This is a genomic window from Piscinibacter defluvii (assembly GCF_004011805.1).
In the GTDB taxonomy this organism is placed as follows: domain Bacteria; phylum Pseudomonadota; class Gammaproteobacteria; order Burkholderiales; family Burkholderiaceae_C; genus Piscinibacter; species Piscinibacter defluvii.
On sequence record NZ_RCHJ01000005.1, the window covers coordinates 344,516 to 364,275 of the forward strand.

At 70.2% G+C, this 19,760-nt stretch carries 19 protein-coding genes; 9 read left to right on the forward strand and 10 right to left on the reverse strand.

The features are described 5' to 3' along the window. Positions 1-14 precede the first annotated feature (14 nt). The gene (locus D9C15_RS17090) at positions 15-716 is read left to right on the forward strand and encodes a hypothetical protein (protein WP_127999397.1); all 702 of its coding nucleotides are present in this window, start codon (positions 15-17) and stop codon (positions 714-716) included. 21 nt (positions 717-737) lie between these two features. On the opposite strand, the gene D9C15_RS17095 is transcribed toward D9C15_RS17090, so the two are convergent. From D9C15_RS17095 to D9C15_RS17120, 6 genes are all read right to left on the reverse strand, one after another. Then, entirely contained in the window at positions 738-1,433 is a 696-nt protein-coding gene (locus D9C15_RS17095) for a hypothetical protein (protein WP_127999399.1), read from the reverse strand. Continuing rightward, entirely contained in the window at positions 1,430-1,912 is a 483-nt protein-coding gene (locus D9C15_RS17100; RefSeq protein ID WP_240668440.1) for a hypothetical protein, read from the reverse strand. Before D9C15_RS17100 ends, D9C15_RS17095 begins: the two co-directional genes overlap by 4 nt. 8 nt (positions 1,913-1,920) lie before the next feature. Further along, positions 1,921-2,526 (reverse strand): hypothetical protein, encoded by a 606-nt coding sequence (locus D9C15_RS17105; protein ID WP_240668441.1) that lies wholly within the window; start codon positions 2,524-2,526, stop codon positions 1,921-1,923. 3 nt (positions 2,527-2,529) lie between these two features. Then, positions 2,530-3,171, reverse strand: a complete 642-nt coding sequence (locus tag D9C15_RS17110; RefSeq protein ID WP_240668442.1) for a MotA/TolQ/ExbB proton channel family protein — start codon at positions 3,169-3,171, stop codon at positions 2,530-2,532. Next, complete coding sequence (locus tag D9C15_RS17115; RefSeq protein WP_164886758.1) at positions 3,168-3,698, reverse strand: MBL fold metallo-hydrolase; 531 nt, start codon at positions 3,696-3,698, stop codon at positions 3,168-3,170. The genes D9C15_RS17110 and D9C15_RS17115 overlap by 4 nt, the downstream gene beginning before the upstream one ends. Before the next feature lie 120 nt (positions 3,699-3,818). Next, entirely contained in the window at positions 3,819-5,861 is a 2,043-nt protein-coding gene (locus D9C15_RS17120) for a sigma-54-dependent Fis family transcriptional regulator (RefSeq protein WP_127999405.1), read from the reverse strand. A gap of 184 nt (positions 5,862-6,045) precedes the next feature. Between D9C15_RS17120 and pedF the strand changes: the two genes are divergently transcribed. The 7 genes from pedF (at position 6,046) to D9C15_RS17155 (ending at position 11,763) form a co-directional block, all read left to right on the forward strand. Continuing rightward, on the forward strand, positions 6,046-6,513 hold the full coding sequence (gene pedF / locus D9C15_RS17125; RefSeq protein WP_127999407.1) for a cytochrome c-550 PedF: 468 nt from the start codon (positions 6,046-6,048) through the stop codon (positions 6,511-6,513). Next, positions 6,513-7,340: a substrate-binding periplasmic protein gene (locus tag D9C15_RS17130; RefSeq protein WP_127999409.1), complete on the forward strand. Its 828-nt coding sequence runs from the start codon at positions 6,513-6,515 to the stop codon at positions 7,338-7,340. The genes pedF and D9C15_RS17130 overlap by 1 nt, the downstream gene beginning before the upstream one ends. Positions 7,341-7,526: 186 nt before the next feature. Then, on the forward strand, positions 7,527-8,003 hold the full coding sequence (locus D9C15_RS17135; RefSeq protein WP_127999411.1) for a 4Fe-4S dicluster domain-containing protein: 477 nt from the start codon (positions 7,527-7,529) through the stop codon (positions 8,001-8,003). Between the two features lie 10 nt (positions 8,004-8,013). Next, on the forward strand, positions 8,014-9,861 hold the full coding sequence (locus D9C15_RS17140) for an aldehyde ferredoxin oxidoreductase family protein (RefSeq protein ID WP_127999413.1): 1,848 nt from the start codon (positions 8,014-8,016) through the stop codon (positions 9,859-9,861). 66 nt (positions 9,862-9,927) lie between these two features. Continuing rightward, positions 9,928-11,208, forward strand: coding sequence for an NAD(P)/FAD-dependent oxidoreductase (locus tag D9C15_RS17145; RefSeq protein ID WP_127999415.1), 1,281 nt, complete (start codon positions 9,928-9,930; stop codon positions 11,206-11,208). Further along, positions 11,205-11,459 carry a sulfur carrier protein ThiS gene (thiS, locus tag D9C15_RS17150; protein ID WP_127999417.1) on the forward strand — a complete coding sequence of 85 codons (255 nt, stop codon included), beginning with the start codon at positions 11,205-11,207 and terminating at the stop codon, positions 11,457-11,459. Before D9C15_RS17145 ends, thiS begins: the two co-directional genes overlap by 4 nt. A gap of 4 nt (positions 11,460-11,463) precedes the next feature. Beyond that, positions 11,464-11,763, forward strand: coding sequence for a hypothetical protein (locus D9C15_RS17155; protein WP_240668443.1), 300 nt, complete (start codon positions 11,464-11,466; stop codon positions 11,761-11,763). Here the strand turns inward: D9C15_RS17155 and groL are convergent. Next, positions 11,760-13,391 carry a chaperonin GroEL gene (groL, locus tag D9C15_RS17160; RefSeq protein ID WP_127999419.1) on the reverse strand — a complete coding sequence of 544 codons (1,632 nt, stop codon included), beginning with the start codon at positions 13,389-13,391 and terminating at the stop codon, positions 11,760-11,762. The two genes, D9C15_RS17155 and groL, sit on opposite strands and share 4 nt — an antisense overlap. Before the next feature lie 354 nt (positions 13,392-13,745). Here groL and D9C15_RS17165 point away from each other — a divergent pair, with 354 nt between their 5' ends. Then, positions 13,746-15,278 carry a sensor histidine kinase gene (locus tag D9C15_RS17165; RefSeq protein WP_164886759.1) on the forward strand — a complete coding sequence of 511 codons (1,533 nt, stop codon included), beginning with the start codon at positions 13,746-13,748 and terminating at the stop codon, positions 15,276-15,278. On the opposite strand, the gene D9C15_RS17170 is transcribed toward D9C15_RS17165, so the two are convergent. The 3 genes from D9C15_RS17170 to mscL all read right to left on the reverse strand — a co-directional run bounded on the left by D9C15_RS17170 (position 15,266) and on the right by mscL (position 19,731). Beyond that, a complete protein-coding gene (locus D9C15_RS17170; RefSeq protein WP_127999423.1) occupies positions 15,266-17,182 on the reverse strand; it encodes a hybrid sensor histidine kinase/response regulator in 1,917 nt (638 codons plus the stop codon). The genes D9C15_RS17165 and D9C15_RS17170 overlap by 13 nt on opposite strands. Positions 17,183-17,244: 62 nt before the next feature. Beyond that, positions 17,245-19,227, reverse strand: a complete 1,983-nt coding sequence (locus D9C15_RS17175; protein WP_127999425.1) for a sensor histidine kinase — start codon at positions 19,225-19,227, stop codon at positions 17,245-17,247. Positions 19,228-19,302: 75 nt separating this feature from the next. Further along, the gene (mscL, locus tag D9C15_RS17180) at positions 19,303-19,731 is read right to left on the reverse strand and encodes a large conductance mechanosensitive channel protein MscL (protein ID WP_127999427.1); all 429 of its coding nucleotides are present in this window, start codon (positions 19,729-19,731) and stop codon (positions 19,303-19,305) included. Positions 19,732-19,760: the final 29 nt, after the last annotated feature.

The following is a 19,760-nucleotide window of genomic DNA, read 5'->3' on the forward strand; positions in this document are numbered from 1 at the left end:
CAGGATGCCCGGCGATGACCAAGCCCCTGCTCCTGTGCGCGGCGCTGCTGGCCGCGCTGGCCGGCCCGGCCCCCGCCGCCGACCGCCCCTACCTGATCACCAACAGCGCCGCCGCCGAGGAGGACGAGGAGCAGGTCTGGGCGCTCGAGAACTGGGTCCGCCACGCGCGGCGCGGCCAGCGCTCGCTGACCATCGCGCCCGAATACGCCTTCGACCCCGACACCTCGGTGCAGGTGGAATTCCGCCGCGTGCTCGAGCGCGACGAGCCGAACGGCCACGAGATCGAGATCGAGTTCAAGCGCCTGTTCACGCGCATCGCGCGCGACGGCATCGGCGTGGGCGCGGTGCTGACGCTGGACACCGAGCGGCAGGATGGCCAGGGCCCGCTGCGGCGCAGTGCCACCTCGCTGTTCCTGCCGATCACGCTGCCGCTGGGCGAAGGCGTCGGCCAGGTCCACCTGAACCCGGCGCTCAGCTGGCCGCGCGGCGAATCGATGCGCACGATCGGCGCGATCGCCGCCGAGGCCGAGCTGTGGCGCCGCACGCAATGGTTCGGCGAGTGGGGCCGCGATGCCGAGCAGGGCCTGGTGCTGACCGGCCTGCGCTACTGGATCCGCCGCGAACGCCTGGCGGTCGATCTGGCCTGGCAGCGCGAGCAGGCCGAGGGCCGCGTGACGCGCGGCGTGGTGTTCGGCATCGCCTGGTACGACCTGTGAGGCGCGCCTCGGCGATGCGCCTCAGCGCTGCTCGACCAGCTCCATCGTCAGCCGCCCCCCGGTCAGGAAGCCGGAGTTCGCCGGCTCCTCGCGCACCAGCTTCGCCAGGCCCACGCCGGGGCAGTACCACTCGGTGGTGACCAGCGGCAGGTCGCGCCAGCCGGCCACCGGGTCGGCGAACAGGCGCAGCGAGGCCTGGCCGCGCACGCGCACGCAGCCGTCGAAGCGGCCGGCGCGGACCTCGAGCGTCTGGCCCAGCGCCTCGATCGTGTAGTTCATCGGCACGTCCGGGTGGCTGTGCCGGATCTCGCGCGGGAATTCCTCGCGCCGCATCAGCAGGTAGGCGGTGGTGCCGGCGCGCCAGCTGGTGCCCACCGCGATCGGCTGCTTCAGCACGAAGCGGGGCTCCCTGTCGCGCCGCGGCTCGGCCTCGAGATCGCTCTTGCTGGCCACGCGGTAGATGCCGCTCGCATCGCTGCGCAGCCAGTAGTCGACACCGCCGTCGCTGCGGCGCCGGAACGCCGGCACGCCGTCCAGCGCTTCGGTGGGCAGCGTCTCGAGCACGCGGGTCTCGCGCTCCACGACGTCGTTTTCCCAGGCGGTCACGACCTCGTAGGTCCAGCGGCGTCCGGGCTCGAGCGGGAACAGCGCGTCGCCCGGCGCGCGCGCGCCGCAGGCCGCCAGCAGCGGCAGCAGGCCAAGCAGGGCGCGCTTCATTTCTCGGGCAGCTGCGGCACCGGCAGGTCGCGGATCTTGACCACCTGCTCGTCGCTGCCCGGACGCAGCCACGAGAAGCCGCGCGGCCCCTGCTTGGGCTCGCTGGTGCCGAGCTGGCTGACGCCCTGGCGCACCTTCTTCATGCCTTCGTTGAGCAGGGCATGCAGGTCCTTGGTGTAGGGCAGCCGGTAGGCGCGCGGGCGTGGCGCGGGCTTGCCGTTCTCCAGCGCATTGACCCACACGTACAGCGCGCCGGGCGACTTCGCGTCCGGCTCCTCGATCACCGCGGCCAGCAGCACGAAGCGCGCGGGCAGCGGGTCCGGGCTGGGCCAGCCCCACTGGCCGTGCAGCACCTCGTCGGCGTGGAAGTAGAACGCCGTGACGGAGAGCACCAGCAGGCCCTTCAGCCAGGCCGGCCAGCGCGACCACAGCAGCGCCAGCAACGTGAGCAGCAGCAAGGCCGCGAAGGCAATCACCACGGAGGAACTCATAACCTCTGCACCAGGCTCTTGGCCAGCGTGTTGACATTGACGATGCCGCCGTCCGGCCGCACCGTGAAGCGCACCGCGGTGGCCTCGTCGCCCTTGCGGGCGAGTCGGGCCTGGCCGTAGAACACGACCTCGGCGCGCGGGTTGACCTTGATGACGGAGACGGTCACCTCGACCGGCTGGCCGTTCTTCGATTCGTAGTAGCTCACGTTGACGGTGAACTCGCCCGGCTCGATGCCGCGGATCGTCACCACCTCCTGGTTCAGCGGGTTGGTCACCTGCCTGCCGTCGACCACGATCACGTCGTTGGTCAGGCCGCGGTCGTCGCGGTCCAGGTGCATCAGCCCGGCCTCGCGGCTGCGGAACCACACCAGGTTGCCGGCCGGGTCCTGCACCCAGGTGTCGATGTCGTTCGGGTTCATGTCCGGCCAGGAGACGTTGATGATCACCTCGGCCTTGGAGGGGATGTCGCCCGCCTTCAGCGCCTTCGGGTTCATCGCCAGCAGCGCGACGATGAAGCAGAACACGAAGGCGATCAGCATGTTGAACAACATGTCGTAGAACGGGTCGACCTCGGGCTCGCGCGCGAGCCGGCGAGCCCTCACCGTTCAATCCTCCAGCGCAGCACGCTGCGCATCGGCCACCAGTGCGTCGGCGTAGCGGTCGAGTCGCGTCAGCTGCAGGCCCAGCAGGATGTTGCCGACCAGGCCCACCATGGTGGTCAGCAGCGCGACGCCGAGGCCGGCGGTGAGGCTCTTGAGCAGCTCCTGCGATTGCGCCGGGTCGAAGTTCTGCATCTGGCCGATCTGGATGGCCAGCATCGAGAAGCCGATCACCTTGCCGAGCAGCCCGAGCTTGAGCTGGATGCCGTTGACCCACCAGGCGGTCTGGTGCGGCCCGTGGGTCTGCTCGAGCAGCAGGTCCAGCGGCGCGGCCGCGTCGCGCGGTGCGTGGCGCAGGGCGGCGCGGTAGTCGGCCACCCAGCCCTCGCGCCGGGCCTCGAAGGCGCGGCGCTCCTGCTGGAGCGCGCGTGCGCGGGCGCCGCACCACAGCGTGGCGGCGACGAAGATCACGATGATCACGAGCGTGATGCCGGTCGGGTCCGAGCCGAGCAGCAGCGCCCACACGCCGCGCGCGCCGAGCAGCCAGGCGGCGAAGGCGAACAGGCCCAGCAGCGCCGCCCACTCGAGCCACAGCGGCTCGGCCTGCGGCGCACGCGGCGCCACGGTGCGCGGAGCGATCGCGTTCACGTTCCGTGCTCCTGCCGCGCGTGCCCGTCGTCCACCCAGCAGGGGCGCTGGCCGCCGGCGTAGTACAGGCACTGGCCGGTGCGCTGGTCGTCGATCTCGAGCACGATGCGCTCGCCGAAGGAACTGAACTCGTCGGCCGCCAGCGCGCGGCAGTGCAGGGCGTCCAGGCCGGGCACCCGGAACTCGGCGCTGCGCACGTCGCCGGCGATCGGCAGCAGGTGCCAGCGCAGGCTGCAGCGGCTGTCCAGCAGGCCGAGCGTCGGCGCGGCCTCGGCCAGGCCCTCGAACACGCCGGGGGTGGTGTAGACATCCAGCGGCGCACCGCCGCACAGCGCCGCGAGGCCGGCGGTGTGCTCGAACTGGCGGTCCAGCAGCACCACCGCGGCGATCGCCCCGGCACCCTGCAGCCGCGCATCGCGCGCCAGTTCGACGGACGCGTTCAGCAGCAGCCACTGCCGCTCGTCGCAGGAGATCGCGATCGATCGCGGCACCTCGTCCGCGCCGGTCGCTGGCAACAGGATGTTCATGGTCGGCTGCCTGGCAGCAAGACGCATGCCTCGGGGGGCAGCGGCCGGTGTGTCTCCGTGTGGAGCAAAACGGGCCGCCACTGCGGGTTGACCCTGCGACAGGCGCGGATCAGCCGCGGGTCAGCCGGGTCGGTTCCAGCGCAGCTTGCGGTAGATCGTGTTGCGGCTGATGCCCAGGCGCTTGGAGGCCTCGGAGATGTTGCCGCCGCAGGCCTCCAGGGCCTGGCGGATCATCGCGACCTCGGCCTCCTCGAGCGTCTGCGGCGACGGGCGCTGCGGCGCGGCCGCAGGCGGCGTCACGGGCGCCGGCCGCTCCATCACCGGCGTGGCCGGCGTCGGCGGCACGGCCACGCGCGGCGCCGGCTGCCCCGCGGCGACCATGCGCCGCACGTCCTCGAGGAAATCGTCCGACAGGTGCGCTTCGGTGATGCGTGCCTCGCCGGTGGCCATCACGGCCGCGGTGCGCAGCACGTTGGCGAGCTGGCGCACGTTGCCCGGCCAGGCATAGCGCTGGAACAGGTCCATCACCGAGGGGGCGATGTCGGGCGCGCCCTGCGGGCATTCGGACTGCAGGATGCGCCGCGCGACGATCTCCAGGTCGCTGCGCTCGCGCAAGGCCGGCAGCCGCACCACCAGGCCGTTGAGGCGGTAGTACAGGTCCTCGCGGAACTGGCCGCGTTCGATCATCTCGCGCAGGTTGCGGTGCGTCGCGCCGATCACCGCGATGTCCACCGCGATGCTCTTGTGGCTGCCCAGCGGGTTGACGCAGCGCTCCTGCAGCACGCGCAGCAGGCGCGCCTGCAGCGTCAACGGCATGTCGCCGATCTCGTCGAGGAACAGCGTGCCCCCGTTGGCCTGCACGATGCGGCCCACCGCGCCCTTGCGCTTGGCGCCGGTGAAGGCGCCTTCCTCGTAGCCGAACAGCTCGGCCTCGATCAGGCTCTCCGGGATCGACGCGCAGTTGACCGCCACGAAGGCCTGCTTGGCGCGGTTGGATTCCTGGTGCACGGCGCGCGCCAGCAGTTCCTTGCCGGTGCCGGTCTCTCCCAGCACGAGCAGCGGGATGTCGCGGTTGATCACGCGGCGCACCTTCTGCACCACGGCCTCGACCTGGCCGTCGCCGGTCTGCAGGTACTGCAGGCCCGTCGGCGGCGGATCGGCGGGGGTGCTGCCGGCCGGGCTGCTGGCCGGCGCGGCCGCCGGCGTGCTGCCGTCGAAGCCCTCGGGCAGGCCACCGAACACGCGCCGCCCGGCGCCGTCCAGGCGCGCGCTGACGTGGAAGCTCGCCCCGCTGGCCAGCGACAGGCGCATCGGCATCGGCAGCGGCATGCGGAAATGGTCGTGCACCGCGGCGACCGTGGTGCCGAACAGCGTGGTCAGCGTGTGGTTGCGCAGCGCGACGCCGCTCATGCCGAGCTGGTCGACCGCGCTGCGGTTGGCGCCGACGATGCGGCCGTCCGGCCCGACCACGACGATGCCCTCGAGCAGCGTGCCGACGAACTCGGGCCGGGTGTGGAAGTGCAGGCGCAGCCGGTCGCGGTGGTGGTCGGAGAGCCAGTGGTTCTCGATCATGCGCGCCGACATGCGCACCAGGCCCATCGTGTGCTGGTGGTAGCTGCGGTGGTCGCCGGAGACGTCCAGCACGCCCAGCATGTTGCCGCGCGGGTCGAAGATCGGTGCGGCCGAGCAGGTGAGGAAGTGGTTGGCGTGCATGAAGTGCTCGTCCGCATGGACGAGCGTGGGCCGCTCCTCGAACAGCGCGGTGCCGATCGCGTTGGTGCCCTTGCTCTGCTCGGCCCAGTTGACGCCCGGCGCGAGCGCCACCTTGTTGGCGCGCTCCAGGAAATCGCTGTCGCCGATCGAGTGCAGCACGGTGCCCTGCGCATCGGTCAGCACGATCATGCTCTCGGTGTCGACGATCTGCTCGTAGAGCATCTCCATCACCGGTGCGGCATGCGTGAACAGGCGCTGGTTGCGGTCCTTCGCCACGGCCAGGTCGGCGCGCATCATCGGCTCGTAGTCGGGCCGCTCGATGCGGGTCAGGCCGAGCGCGGCGCAGCGCTCGTGCGACTGCTGGATCAGGTCGATGTGCCCGGCCTGGCGTGAACCGGGCAGGGGGGCGACATCGGCGGCGCGGCCGGCGGGGTGACGGATGCTGGGCATGGGCAGGCCTGCGCGGGGCAGGGTGTCTCCTATGGACGAATTGTTCGCCGCGCGCTAGTGCCCTGTCCATCGGGGCGGTTGCGGAGCGTGTACCGGCGGGTTGCTTCGAATTGGAGCACTTTCCGGTGGCATGTCGATTGCAGAACGGCGGGCCAGTGTGAAACCAGACCGCCGGAGACATTCCATGCCCGCTTCCACCCGCCCGCTGATCGCCGTTCTTCTCGCCGCCGCGCTGCAGGCCGGCGCCTTCGCCCACGGCGACGTCACGCCGCAGGCCGTCGACACCAGCAGCCTGCCCAAGCTCGGTGACGCCTGGCGCGCCGAGAACCCGTACCGCAAGAACGAGGCGGCGATCAAGGTCGGCACCTCCGCCTACAACCAGAACTGCGCACGCTGCCACGGGCTGGAGGCCGTCTCCGGCGGCATCGCGCCGGACCTGCGCAAGCTCGACAACGAATGCGCCACGCAGAAGGACGCCAAGAAGCAGGCGATGTGCGTGAAGGAGATCGACGACTATTTCGCCACCACCGTGCGCAAGGGCCGTACGCGCAACGGCGCGGTCTACATGCCGCCGTTCGAGGGCATGCTGAACCAGGAGGCGGTGTGGTCGATCAAGGCCTACCTCGAAACCCGCCGCGAGAAGGCCTTCTGATGCAGCGCCGCGGCATCCTGCGCGCGCTGTCCGCCGCGCCGCTGGCCCTGACCCTGCCCGAACTGCAGGCCACGCCGCTGGCCAAGGTGAAGGCGCGCGGCAGCCTCGTCGTCGGCCTGTACAAGGACATGCCGCCCTTCCATGCCGACGGACAGGGCATCGACGTCGAACTCGGCCGCGCGCTGGCCGAGTCGCTGGGCGTGAAGTTCTCGCCGCTGCCCTTCCCGGCCGACGAGAACATGAACGACGACCTGCGCAACATGGTCTGGAAGGGCCACTACCTCGGCTACGGTCCGGCCGACGTGCTGCTGCACGTGCCGGTGGACCGACCGCTGATGGAAGCCAACCCGCAGGTCAGCGTGTTCGCGCCGTACTGGCGCGAGCGCGTGGCGATGGCCCGCTCGCTGGAGCAGCTGCCCACGCTCGATTCGCTCGCCGCGCTGCGCGGCAAGCCGGTGGCCGTGCCGGGGCAGTCGCTGGCCGGCTGGCTGCTGCTGGGCGCCGAGGGCGGCGCCTACCGCGACCAGCTGCGCACGCAATGGAGGAACGGCACCGAGGCCGCCCAGGCCCTGCGGCGCGGCGAGGTGCCGGCGGCGGCGGGGTTGATGTCCGAGCTGCAGGCCGTGCTGCGCGGCGATGCGGCCTTCGCGATCGAGCCGCTGCCGGTGCTGCGTGCGCCGCGCGAAGGCTGGGCCGTCGGGATGGCGGTCAAGCGCGATGCGGTCGAGCTCGCCCAGGCGCTGCAGGGGGCGGTCAACGAGCTGGCGGCCAGCGGCCGGCTGGCCGAGATCTTCGGCCGCGGCAACCTGGCCTGGAAACCCGTGTAGGCGCGCTCACCCCCTGCAACCGCTGCCTGGCCCGCGGCCGCCGCAAGCGACGCGGGCCAACGCTTTTCTTGATCCCTGTCGCGTGCTGGCACAAACCCTAGGGTTTTTCCGCGGTGGTTGTTCGCTGGCGCCCTCGGCAAGCTATGAATGTTCGTGCATAGCGTGCGAATCACCCAAGGAAGAACCATGCAGAAGACGCTTCACATCAACCCGGACAAGTGCACGGGTTGCCTGCAGTGCGAGATGGCCTGTTCCTTCGAGAACTACGGCACCTACGCCACGGCCAAGTCGCGCATCAAGGTGTTCGACTTCCACCACACGGGCCGCAAGGTGCCCTACACCTGCACGCAGTGCGACGAGGCCTGGTGCCTGCACGCCTGCCCGGTGGAGGCGATCACCGTGGACAAGGCGACCGGCGCGAAGGTGGTCAGCGAGAGCACCTGCGTGGGCTGCAAGGTCTGCACGATCAGCTGCCCGTTCGGCACCATCAACTACGTGCAGGAAACCGGCAAGGTGCAGAAGTGCGACCTGTGCGGCGGCGACCCGGCCTGCGCCACCGCCTGCCCGACCGGCGCGATCACCTACATCGACGCCAACTGGACCGGCCTGAACAAGATGCAGGCCTGGGCCGACAAGCTCGGCAACCAACCGGCCGCGGCCTGAGGAGAACAGCATGTCCTGGGCAGGAAAGATCCTCCGCGTCGACCTGACGAACGGCACCGTCAAGTCGGAACCCCTCAACATGGACTGGGCGCGCGCCTACCTCGGCTCGCGCGGCCTGGCGAGCAAGTACCTGGTCGAGGAGATCGACCCCAAGGTCGATCCGCTCTCGCCGGCCAACAAGATCATCTGGGCCACCGGGCCGCTGACCGGCACGATGGCCTCCACCGGCGGGCGCTACACCGTCGTCACCAAGGGCCCGCTGACCGGCGCGATCGCCTGTTCCAACTCCGGCGGCTACTGGGGCGCCGAGCTGAAGATGGCCGGCTGGGACATGGTCATCTTCGAGGGCAAGTCGGCCAAGCCGGTCTACCTGTACGTCGAGGACGACGTGGCCGAGCTGCGTGACGCCTCGCACCTGTGGGGCAAGAGCGTCTGGGAGACCGAGGAGACGATCAAGAAGCAGCTGCAGCAGCCGCTTGCGCGCGTCTCTAGCATCGGCCTGGCGGGCGAGAACCAGGTGCTGTATGCCGCGGTCGTGAACGACCTGCACCGCGCGGCCGGCCGCTCCGGCGTCGGTGCGGTGATGGGCAGCAAGAACCTGAAGGCGGTGGTCGTGCGCGGCACCAAGGGCGTCGGCAACGTGGCCGACCCCAAGGAGTTCATGAAGGTCACCTTCGAGAAGAAGAAGATCCTCGCCGAGAACGGCGTCACCGGCCAGGGCCTGCCGACCTACGGCACCCAGGTGCTGATGAACGTCATCAACGAGATCGGCGCGCTGCCCACGCGCAACCACAAGGACGTGCAGTTCGAGGGCGCGAAGGACATCTCCGCCGAGGCGATGGCCACCCCGCGCAAGACCGACGGCAAGAAGCACCTGGTCACCAACCAGGCCTGCTTCGGCTGCACCATCGCCTGCGGCCGCATCAGCAAGATGGACCAGGGCCACTTCACGGTCGAGAACAAGCCGCAGTACTGGGGCGCCAGCGGCGGCCTGGAGTACGAGGCGGCCTGGGCGCTGGGCGCGGCCAACGGCGTGAACGACCTCGAGGCCTTGCAGTACGCCAACCTGCTGTGCAACGAGCAGGGCATGGACCCGATCTCCTTCGGCGCCACCATCGGCGCGGTGATGGAGCTCTACGAGATGGGCGTGCTCACGAAGGAGCAGCTCGGCATCGACGCCAAGTTCGGCAGCGCGCAGGCGCTGGCGCACTTCGCCGAGATCACCGCCAAGGGCGAGGGCTTCGGCAAGGAGATCGGCCAGGGCAGCAAGCGGCTGTGTGCCAAGTACGGCCACCCCGAGCTCTCGATGAGCGTCAAGGGCCAGGAGTTCCCGGCCTACGACTCGCGCGGCATCCAGGGCATGGGCCTGACCTACGCCACGAGCAACCGCGGCGCCTGCCACCTGCGCAGCTACACCGTGGCCTCCGAGGTGCTGGGCATCCCGGTCAAGACCGACCCGCTGACGGCCGAGGGCAAGCCCGAGCTGGTGATGGCCTTCCAGGACGCCACCGCCGCGTTCGACGCCGCCGGCATCTGCATCTTCACCAGCTTCGCCTGGGGCCTGGCCGACGTGGCGCCGCAGGTGGCCGCCGCCTGCGGCCCCGAGTTCACGCTCGAGAACATGCAGAAGATCGGCGAGCGCATCTGGAACATGGAGCGCGACTTCAACAACCGCGCCGGCTTCACCAGCAAGGACGACACGCTGCCGCCGCGCCTGCTCAACGAGCCGGCCAAGACCGGCCCCGCCAAGGGCCTGGTCAACAAGCTGCCCGAGATGCTGCCGAAGTACTACCAGGTGCGCGGCTGGGATTCCGACGGCCAGCTCAAGCCGGAGACCCGCGCTCGGCTCGGACTCTGACCTCACCCATGCGTTGACGGCGGAAGGCGGTTCACGGACCGCCTTTCCCGTTTCAGGAACCCCCACATGAACCACGTGATCCTCGGCGCCGGCCCGGCCGGCGTCATCGCGGCGGAGACGATCCGCAAGCACGCCCCGAACGACCGCATCGTGATCGTCGGCGACGAGCCCGAGCGGCCGTACTCGCGCATGGCGATCCCCTACCTGCTGATCGGCAACGTCGGCGAGGAGGGCACGCACCTGCGCCACGCGCCGGACCACTTCGACCGGCTGTGCATCGAGCTGAAGCAAGGCCGCGCGACGCGCGTGGACACCGGCAAGCGCGAGCTGGTGCTGGAAGGCGGCGCCACACTGCCCTTCGACCGCCTGCTGATCGCCACCGGCTCGCGCCCGGTGCGCCCGCCGATCCCCGGCATCGACAGCGCCGGCGTGCACCCTTGCTGGACCCTGAAGGACGCGCGCGCGATCATGCAGCTCGCGACCAAGGGCGCGCGCGTGCTGCAGATGGGCGCGGGCTTCATCGGCTGCATCATCATGGAGGCGCTCGCGGCGCGCGGCGTGCAGCTCACCGTCGTCGAGATGGGCGACCGCATGGTGCCGCGCATGATGGGCCCGACCGCCGGCGGCATGATCCGCGAGTGGTGCGAGAAGCAAGGCGTGCGGGTGTTCACCGGCACGCGCGTGGAGGCGATCGAGGCGCATGCGCCGCTGAAGGTGCGGCTGTCGAACGGGCAGTTCCTCGAGGTCGACCTCGTCATCAGCGCCACCGGCGTGAAGCCGGCGATCGGCTTCCTCGAGAACAGCGACATCAAGTGCCTGCAGGGCGTGCTGACCGACGAGCACCTGCAGACCTCGGTGGCCGGCGTCTATGCCGCAGGCGACTGCGCGGAGGCCTTCGACATCGCCACAGGCAAGCCCGTGGTCAGCGCGATCCAGCCCAACGCGGCCGAGCAGGCGCGCGTGGCGGCGCTGAACATGGTGGGCCAGCCCACCACGCTGAAGGGTGTCACGCAGATCAACGTGCTCGACACGCTGGGCCTGATCTCCACCAGCTTCGGTGCCTGGCAGGGCGTGCCGGGCGGCCAGCAGGTCGAACTGACCGACCGGGGTGCCGATGGAGGAAGGGGCAAGCACCTGAGCCTGCAGTTCGGCGGCGACGTGATGGTCGGCTGCAACAGCATCGGCTGGACCGAGCACGTGGGCGTGATGCGCGGGCTGGTCGAGGGCCAGGTCAAGCTCGGCGCCTGGAAGGACCGGCTGCTCGCGGACCCGACGCTGCTGATGGAGGCCTACCTCGCGAGCGCCCAGGCGCAGGCCGAGCGTGCGCTCGTGCCCGGGCGCCGATGAAAATCGTCTTCAAGCTGTACGCGAGCCTGACGCAGTACCTGCCGGCCGAATCGCGCTACGACAACCGGCTGTCGCTGGAGCTGCCCGAGGGCAGCTCGGTCGCGCAGGTGATCGAGCCCTTCGGCCTGCCCCAGAAGCTGGTGCACCTGGTGCTCGTCAACGGCGTCTACGTGCCACCCGAGCAGCGCCTCTCACACGTGCTGAAGGACGGCGACGTGCTGGCGATCTGGCCGCCCATCGCCGGGGGTTAGCGGCGTGCAGTCCTGGTACCCCGAACGCTTCGAGCGCGAGATGGGGTGCACTGAAGACGAACTGCTGCGCTGGCTGCCCGGCGCGCTGGAGTGCGCGCCGCTCGCGCTGGAGCCGGGCCGGGCATGCGCCCGCCTGGGCGGCGGTGAGCTGCGCCTGTCCTGGCACGCGCTGCCGCCGCGCCGCATCGCGCTGCTGGCGATGCCGCGCCTGGCGATCGTCTTCGCCTTCGAGGGCGTGAGCGAGACCGAACGCCAGCGCGTGATGCGCCGCTTCGATCTCTACACGCAGCGCGGCGGCGGCTAGAACTCCGGGCCGGCAGCACCCGCCGGGCCGGGCGGGCCCCGCTTCGGCGCGGGCGCATCGGCGATCAGGCAGTCGGTCGTCAGGATCAGCGCGGCGATCGAGGCGGCGTTCTGCAGCGCCAGGCGCGTGACCTTGACCGGATCGATCACGCCCATCTGCAGCAGGTCGCCGTACTCGCCCGTGGCAGCGTTGTAGCCGTGCGCGGCGTCGGTGGCCCGGTCGACGCGGTCCAGCACCACCGACGGTTCCTCGCCGGCGTTGAGCACGATGCGGCGCAGCGGCGCCTCGAGCGCCCGCGCGACGATGCGCAGCCCGGAGTCGTGGTCCAGCGTCTCGCCCTTCAGGGCGGCCAGCACGCGCCGCGCGCGCAGCAGCGCCACGCCGCCGCCGGGAACGATGCCTTCCTCGGCCGCCGCACGCGTGGCGTGCAGCGCGTCCTCGACGCGGATCTTGCGTTCCTTCAGCTCGGTCTCGGTGGCGGCGCCGACCTTGATCACCGCCACCCCGCCGGAGAGCTTGGCGATGCGCCCGTCGAGCTGCTCGCGTTCGTAGTCGCTGTCCGCCGCGGCGCGCTCACGGCGCAGGTTCAAGAGGCGCTCGTCGATCGCCGCCTGCGTGCCCGCGCCGCCCACCAGCGTGGTGTCGTCCTTGCCGACCTCGGCGCGCCGCACGCGCCCCAGGTCCTTCAGCGTGGCCTTGGCGAGCGTCAGGCCGAGCTCGTCGCTGATCACGCGGCCGCCGGTCAGCACCGCGATGTCCTGCAGCATCGCCTTGCGCCGGTCACCGAAGCCGGGCGCCTTGACCGCGCAGGTCTTGAGCGTTCCGCGGATCGTGTTGACCACCAGCGTGGCCAGGGCCTCGCTCTCGATCTCCTCGGCGATCACGAGCAGCGGGCGGTCCGCCTTGACCACCTCCTCGAGCAGCGGCAGCAGCTCCTGCAGCGAGGCGAGCTTGCGGTCGACCAGCAGGATCGCCGCATCCTCCAGCACCGCCGACTGGCGCTCGGCGTTGTTGATGAAGTAGGGCGAGAGGAAACCGCGGTCGAACTGCAGGCCTTCCACCACCTCCAGCTCGCTGGCCAGGCCCGAGCCGTCCTCGATCGTGACCGCGCCGTCGCGCCCGACCTGGTCGATGGCGCGTGCCAGCAGCTCGCCGATCGAGCGGTCGTTGTTCGCCGAGATCGCCGCCACATGGGCCACCTCCTGCGCGCCGGCGCAGGGCCGCGCCATGCGCCGAAGCTCCGCGACGACCGCCTCGACGCCCTGGTCGATGCCGCGCTTGAGGCTCATCGGGTTCATGCCGCCGGCCAGGTAGCGCAGGCCTTCCTCCATCATCGCGTGGGCCAGCACCGTCGCGGTGGTGGTGCCGTCGCCGGCCTTCTCGCTGGTGCGCGCGGCCACCTCGCGCAGCAACTGCGCGCCCATGTTCTCGAAGCGGTCCTCGAGCTCGATCGCCTTGGCCACCAGCACGCCGGAGTTGACGACCTGCGGCGCGCCGTACTCGCGCTCCAGGATCACGGTGCGCCCGCGCGGGCCGAGCGTCACCTTCACGGCCTCGGCAAGCCGGTCCGCGCCGCGCCGGATGCGCTCGCGTGCGTCGTCCTGGAAGAGCAGTTGCTTGGCGGCCATGGTGTCGGGTGTCGTGCAGCGGGGAACCATGGTCCTGCGCCGGGCTGCTGCCCCGGTTGAGTCCGATCAAGCGGGGTCCGGCTGATGCTTGCGGGGTCGCGATCGAGGGTTGGGGTTGGCTGTCGTCGATCGACCCAAACCCGTCGTACTCGCAATCGAACTCGCGCGCCATCAGCAGACACTCGTAAGAGACAAGTGTGGACCGCCATGCTTGGGTTATCGAATCGGCTCAGTCGTTGCGCCACAATCGGTCCGTTGTTTCGCATTTGCGAGTGCAGGCTCCGATGGTGTGAGGAGCCACCGCCGCGACGTTGGGGGCTTCCTGGCGACGCCGGGCAGCAGAGGAGATGTGTGGTGGCAACACCTCCGATCGATCTGAACGAACGCCGCCGTCAGGACGCACTGATCGGACTGGGCGTGCTCGACACGCTGCCGGAGCCGGTCTTCGATGCCATCACTTCAGCAGCGGCCGAAGCCTGCGGGGTCCCGATCGCGCTCGTGTCCTTGGTCGACGCGGATCGCCAATGGTTCAAGTCCAACATCGGCCTGCCGGGAGTCGAGCAGACGTCACGGGACGTGGCCTTCTGCGATCACGCGATCCGCGGCAGCGAGCTGTTGGAAGTGCCCAGCGCCGAGCACGACGCCCGGTTCGCCGCCAATCCGCTCGTGACCGGCGAGCCCCATATCCGCTTCTACGCCGGAGCGCCGATCGAACTGCCCGGCGGCGAGCGCGTGGGCACGGTGTGCGTGATCGATCGCGAACCCCGCCAATTGACGCAGGCGCAGCGTGCGCTCCTGGTCGGACTGGGCCGCGTGGCGAGCGCGGCGCTGGTCGATCGCCAGCGGCAACTCGCGCTGTCCCGCCAGGTCGCGGTCAGCGAGGCACGCTATCGGGCCATCGTGGAGGACCAGTCCGAGCTGATTTCGCTGGCGAGTCCCGACGGCGTGCTGAGCTTCGTCAACCAAGCGTATGCAAGGCACTACGGGACGCCTGCCGAGCAGATGGTCGGACGCCGTCTGCTCGACTTCGTTGCTGCAGCCGACCGGGCCGCGGTGGCCTCCCGCCTGGAGGATCTGGTCGCGGGCCGCGAGATCGCCAAGTCCGTGAATCGGACCCGAGCGTCCACAGGCGACGAACGCTGGGTGGAGTGGACGAACCGGCCGCTCGTGGACGAAGCGGGGCGCTGTACGGCGATCCACTCCGTCGGGCGCGACGTGACCGAGCAGCACCTGGCCGAATTGCGTCTGCGCGAAGCGCTGCACGAGAAGGACACGCTGCTCAAGGAGGTGTACCACCGCGTCAAGAACAACCTCCAGCTGGTGCAGAGCCTGCTGAACCTCCAGCATCGCGGCACGGCCGACGCATCGGCGCAGGCGGCGCTGGCGGACAGCGCGCGGCGCATCCGCGCCATGGCGCTGGTCCACGAGAAGCTGTACCAATCGCACAGCCTGGCCTCGATCACGCTCGGCGCCTACGCGCGCGAGCTGCTTCGACACATCGGCGAAGCGGCATCCACGGCTGCTCGCGGCATCGAGATCCGGGCAGACATCGCGGACGTTCACGCTCCGCTGGACGCCGCCATCCCCTTCGGCCTGCTGCTGAACGAACTGGTGTTCAATGCCCTGGAACACGCGTTCGAAGGCCGCTCCGCCGGACGGGTGGACGTGTCGCTGGACCTGCAGGAAGGTGTGCCGCTGCTGCGCGTGCAGGACGACGGCGCAGGCCTGGAGCCCGGGTTCTCCTGCTCCCAGGCCACGGGCATGGGTCTGCATCTGGCCATGTCGCTGGCCACGCAGCTCGGCGGCTCGCTGCAGGCACGCGCCGGCCGGGCCGGCGGCGCCGAGTTCATCGTGCCACTGCCCGGGCTCGTGCGTCAGGCGGGCTGAACCTCGTCGGCGCGGGGCAGCGACACGGTCACGGTCGTGCCGGAACGCGAGACGCTCCGGACGGTCAGCGTGCCGCCCATCTCCTCGACCAGGCTGCGTGAGATGACCAGGCCGAGGCCGGTCCCGGGAATGGTGGTGCGCTCCGCCCCCAGGCGATCGAAGGGCTGGAACAGCCGATCGAGCTGCTCCGGCGTCATGCCGATGCCCTCATCCTCGATGCGCAGCTCCACGCGGCCGTGGGACTCCGTCGCATCCCAGCGAACCACGCCGCCAGTGCGGTTGTACTTGATGGCATTCGATCCGATATTCAGCAGAACCTGCCGCAGACGCCGCGCATCGGCCATCACGCGCAGCGCAGGCACGCGTGCCTCGAGCCCGATCCCTTGCACCGCGGCCTGGCCGCGCAGGAGGACCAGTACCTCGTCGACGGCCGTCGACAGGGCGACCGGCGCCGGCTCCAGCTGCAACTGGCCCTGGGCGGCCCGGTTGAGATCGAGCAGGTCGGTCACGAGCTCCAGCAGGTGCTTGCCCGCGGTGTGGATCTGCTTGGCGTACATGCCCACGTCGGCAGACGCCGGCCGGCCCTGCTGCAGCTCGAGCAGCTGCGCGAATCCCATGACGGCATTGAGCGGGGTGCGCATCTCGTGGCTGACCCGCGAGAGGAACTCGCTCTTGGCCGCCGCGGCCATCTCGCTCGCCTCCCGGTGCATCCGCTCCTCGGCGAGCGCGGCCAAATGTTCCGCGGCCTGCTTCTGCTCGGTCAGGTCATGCACCTGGTAGAGGTAGCAGGAGGCGCGATCGTCGTCGTGCAGGCGCGACACGCTGACCAGCGTCCAGACCGGCGCGGCCTCTGCCGGGCGGCGATATCGCTTCTCGAACTGCACCACGCCTGTCGATGAGCCGGCCAGTTCGTGAAGCCGCTGCACCTCGTGGGCGCGGTCCTCCGGGTGGGTCACGCCGGTGTGGCTGAGGCCGCGCAGCTCGTCACGCGCAAGGCCCAGCAGCTTGCACAGGGCATCGTTGACCTGGATGAACTCGCCGGCGAACGAGACCAGCGCCATGCCCAGGGGCGCGTTGTCGAACGCATTGCGGAACCGCGCTTCGCTCGCGCGCAACTGCGCCTCGTGGGCGACGCGCGGGGCAGCGTCGCGCAGCACGAGCACGGCGCCGAGCCGGCGACCCTCGTCGTCGTCCACGGGGCCGGCCGCCTCGTCGACGATCCGGTCTTCGCCGGTGCGGGTCAACAGCGACCTGGCGTGCGTCACCGGCGCGGGCCGGCCCTCGCGGAGCACGTCCGAGACCAACCGGGCAGCGTCCGGGTCGGGCCCTGGGTCCGGGCCGCCGGAGCGCATGCGCACGATCTCGCCCACGTCTCGGCCCACGGCATCTTCATGGGCCCAACCCGTCAGGGCCTCAGCGGCCGGGTTGAGGAAACGGATCCTCGCCGCCGGGTCCGTCACGACGACGCCATCTGACACACAGTGCAGGGTATGCGCGAACCAGCGGTCCGCTTCGCGCAGCTGACGCTCCATGCGCGACTTGGTCAGTGCCACCTCGATGCCGGCACGCAGTTCGCGGATCTGGTAGGGCTTGGTCAGGTAACCGTAGGGCGCCGTGCGCGCTGCGCGCTGAACGGTGTCGTCGTCGCTGTGCGACGTCAGGAAGATCAGCGGCACGGGCAGCCGCCGGCGAATCGCCTCGGCGGTGGCGATGCCGTCCATCGCGCCCTGCAGCCGCACGTCCATCAGCACCAGCTGCGGCGGCTGTTGGTCGAAGGCCCGCAGGGCCTGTTCGCCGCTGGACGCGACGCCCGTGACCTCGTATCCCAGTTCCTCGAGGCTCAGCTTCAGGTCGAGGGCCACGATGGCCTCGTCCTCCACGATCAGGATGGCAGCTCGGTCCATGGTCAAGGCTCACGCACGAGAATGGCGGGATTGTGATGGAGTCGGCTTGATTGGCGGCGGGCTCAGAGCAGTCGCGTGAACTGCGCCGTGAACTTCGCCCCGTTCGCGCTGGTGGCGCACAGCTGGCCGCCCAGCTGGCCGGCCAGGCTCCCCGCCAGCTGCAAGCCCATCGACGTGGCTCGGGCCAGGTCGAAGCCGGGGGGCAGCCCCACGCCGTCGTCCTCGACCTCCAGCGTCGTCGTCTCGCCGTGCCGAGAAAGCCGGACCTGGATCGTGCCCATGCGGCCGTCGGGAAAGCCGTGCTTCAGGCTGTTGCCGACCAGTTCGGTGATCAGCAGGCCCAGCGGCACGGACACTTCCAGCGAAGCCTTCACCGGGTCGATGCCGGGCTGCAGGACGATGCCGCGCCGCGCCGCATCGCCCATGTCGGCCAGATAGCGGAGCAACTCGGCCAGATAGTCGGGCAGCGACACGGCATCGAGGTGGCCGGTCTGGTACAGCTTCTCGTGCACGAGCGCCATCGCATGCACGCGCTTCACGCTGTCGTCGAGCGCGGCCAGTGCCGGGCCTTCCGGCAGCGAGCGCCGCTGGAGGTTCAGCAGGCTCTGGACGACCTGCAGATTGTTCTTGACGCGGTGATAGACCTCCCGCAGCAGCGTCTCGCGCTCGGCCAGGGCCTGCTCGATGCGGCGCTGCTGCCGGTGCCGCTCCGTCACATCCGTGCTTGCGGTGTAGAGACCTTGCACCTGCCCACCGGGCCCCTTGGCCGGCACGAAGTGCGCCTCGATCACATGCGGTGTGCCGTCGCGAAGTTCCTCGAACTCGAAGTGCTGCGTGGCGCCCTGCAGCGCTGCGTTGACGCGTTGCTGCAACTCGGCCGGCAGCGGCTCCCCCGTCAGCTCTTCGCGTGTGCGCCCGAGGACGTCGTCGCGCGGCCGGTCGAACGGTTCGCATTGGGCCTGGTTGGCAAATCGGTAGCGCAACTCCCGGTCGAGGTAGGCGATGCTCATCGGGACGTTGTCGGTGACCTCGCGCACGAAGCGCTCGCTCTGTTCGATGCGCCGTGCCGCCTGGTCTGCAGCCCGTTCGGCGGACTCCCGGCGGGCATAGTTGCGCGACAACTGCGTGGCGCCCCACAACCCGGCGGCTGCCACGATCGACAGGATCGAGACGTCCACGACGATGCGGGCGCGCCAGTCCGCCAGCGCATCCGTCATGGAGATGCCCGTGGAGACGACGAGGGCGCCCTGCGCTGTTTCCCGGTAGCTGTAGATGCGCTCGGTGCGGTCCCTCACCACGACCTGCCGCACGGTGCCGGCCGGCGCACTGGCCAGGTGTTCCTGGAACATCGGCGTCTGCGCCCAGCTGCGCCCGAGCAGCGCGTCATTCCGGGGGGAGGTGGCCAGCATCCAGCCGTCGCGCAGGAAGAGGGTGACGAAGCCGTTCCGGCCGGTGTCCACGCTGTCCAGCAAGGGCTGGACAGCGGCGACGCCGACCAGAGCGACGAGGTGGTGACGGCCCGCGGGTGTTCCGCCATCGAGCTTCCAGCGGCTCACCGGGAACACCCATTGGCCGGTCGACTCGGCCCAGGGCTTGCCGATCGTCAGCCGGCTCGCGGACGCGGATGGCGCGCGATCCCGCCAGTCGGCCAGGAACGCGGCGTCCAGCACGGGCGCCGCACCGCTGCCGGCCACCGACTGCAGCGGCCGGCCTTCCGAGTCCAGGACATAGAGGGCCCGGATCAGGCCGTCGCCCGGCCACAGGGGGGGCACCGCTGCGCCGGCCTCCTGCGGTGTTATGACGATGCCGCCGACGGGCGTGCCCGCCGAAGCCAGCCGGGATTCGAAGTCGCTGAGCACGGCGTCGACGCGACCGAGCAACTGAGCCGTCTGCTGATCGAGCAGCCGCGCCACGTTGGCCGTCGTCGACCGGGCCTCGGCGATCGAGCGCTGGTGCTCGCGCCGCAGGTCGTAGGCCACGAACCCGGCCAGGATCGCCAGGGCGAGACCGGCAAAGAGATAAGGCTGGAATCGTGCGGCGAGCATGTCGGCTGGCGTGGCGCATGCGAGTATGGCGCCTTACGCCGCGACCGGCTGCCCAGCAGACCGGGGCATCCGGCCTCACTTCGCGAGCGAGTCGCGGATCTGTCGCAGCAGCAGCACGTCCTCGGGCGTGGCCGGAGCGGGAGCCGGCGGCTCCGCCTTCTTGAGGCGGTTGATCTGGCGGATCATCATGAAGATGATGAACGCCAGGATGATGAAGTTCACCGCGACGGTGAGGAAGTTGCCGTAGGCGAACAGCGGCACCCCGGCCTTGGTGAGCGCTTCATAGGTCATCGGCCCCTGGAACGTGGTCGGCGGCGCCGACAGCAGCACGAAGTAGTTCGAGAAGTCGAGGCCCCCGAAGATCTTGCCGACGATCGGCATGATCAGGTCCTTGACGATCGAGTCGACGATCTTGCCGAACGCGCCGCCGATGATCACGCCGACGGCGAGGTCGACGACGTTGCCCTTCATGGCGAACTCTTTGAACTCGGATGCGAAGCTCATGGTGTGTCCTGGTGTGTCCTGGTATCTGT

Bases quoted from the DNA above. Each gene is read 5' to 3' on its own strand.
- D9C15_RS17090 (WP_127999397.1), top strand. From the start codon at position 15: ATGACCAAGCCCCTGCTCCTGTGCGCGGCGCTGCTGGCCGCGCTGGCC.
- D9C15_RS17095 (WP_127999399.1), bottom strand. From the start codon at position 1,433: ATGAAGCGCGCCCTGCTTGGCCTGCTGCCGCTGCTGGCGGCCTGCGGC.
- D9C15_RS17115 (WP_164886758.1), bottom strand. From the start codon at position 3,698: ATGAACATCCTGTTGCCAGCGACCGGCGCGGACGAGGTGCCGCGATCG.
- D9C15_RS17120 (WP_127999405.1), bottom strand. From the start codon at position 5,861: ATGCCCAGCATCCGTCACCCCGCCGGCCGCGCCGCCGATGTCGCCCCC.
- pedF (WP_127999407.1), top strand. From the start codon at position 6,046: ATGCCCGCTTCCACCCGCCCGCTGATCGCCGTTCTTCTCGCCGCCGCG.
- D9C15_RS17130 (WP_127999409.1), top strand. From the start codon at position 6,513: ATGCAGCGCCGCGGCATCCTGCGCGCGCTGTCCGCCGCGCCGCTGGCC.
- D9C15_RS17135 (WP_127999411.1), top strand. From the start codon at position 7,527: ATGCAGAAGACGCTTCACATCAACCCGGACAAGTGCACGGGTTGCCTG.
- D9C15_RS17140 (WP_127999413.1), top strand. From the start codon at position 8,014: ATGTCCTGGGCAGGAAAGATCCTCCGCGTCGACCTGACGAACGGCACC.
- D9C15_RS17145 (WP_127999415.1), top strand. From the start codon at position 9,928: ATGAACCACGTGATCCTCGGCGCCGGCCCGGCCGGCGTCATCGCGGCG.
- thiS (WP_127999417.1), top strand. From the start codon at position 11,205: ATGAAAATCGTCTTCAAGCTGTACGCGAGCCTGACGCAGTACCTGCCG.
- groL (WP_127999419.1), bottom strand. From the start codon at position 13,391: ATGGCCGCCAAGCAACTGCTCTTCCAGGACGACGCACGCGAGCGCATC.
- D9C15_RS17170 (WP_127999423.1), bottom strand. From the start codon at position 17,182: ATGGACCGAGCTGCCATCCTGATCGTGGAGGACGAGGCCATCGTGGCC.
- D9C15_RS17175 (WP_127999425.1), bottom strand. From the start codon at position 19,227: ATGCTCGCCGCACGATTCCAGCCTTATCTCTTTGCCGGTCTCGCCCTG.
- mscL (WP_127999427.1), bottom strand. From the start codon at position 19,731: ATGAGCTTCGCATCCGAGTTCAAAGAGTTCGCCATGAAGGGCAACGTC.